Source organism: Anaerotignum faecicola (assembly GCA_024460105.1).
In the GTDB taxonomy this organism is placed as follows: domain Bacteria; phylum Bacillota; class Clostridia; order Lachnospirales; family Anaerotignaceae; genus JANFXS01.
This window is the reverse complement of the sequence record JANFXS010000629.1, coordinates 1-382: the sequence shown is the minus strand read 5'-3', so window position 1 is coordinate 382 and position 382 is coordinate 1. Positions and strand designations below refer to the sequence as shown.

Here is a 382-nt window from a genome sequence, read left to right as displayed (position 1 = left end):
CAGCGTCTCTCCATTAAGCCGGCATTCATATGTCTTAATGTTCATCGACAAACCGGCATATTTGAAGATTTCATCTGCTGCCGGAACCGCTGAGCCCGCATTATATTTCTTGTAACGGCGTAGCTGGGCCTTTACCCTTGCTACAAGCTCAAGAGGCAGAAACGGTTTTGTAATATAATCATCTGCACCGAGTGTAAGCCCGGTAATTTTATCCGTCTCTCCATCCTTAGCCGTAAGCATGATTACCGGATATGTGTACTCCTTACTTCGTATGGACTGACATATCGAAAGTCCACTGATATCCGGAAGCATGATATCCAATATAGCCAAATCAAAGTCTGTACTCCCAATACAGACAAGGACTTCCTCCCCTGAATAAAAC

The 382-nt window shown here is 44.5% G+C and carries 1 protein-coding gene; it reads right to left on the bottom strand.

Annotation, left to right across the window (positions count from 1 at the left end; all coding sequences use genetic code 11):
* On the bottom strand, positions 1 to 382 hold a 382-nt coding region (locus tag NE664_15725), incomplete at both ends, for a response regulator transcription factor (GenBank protein MCQ4728083.1).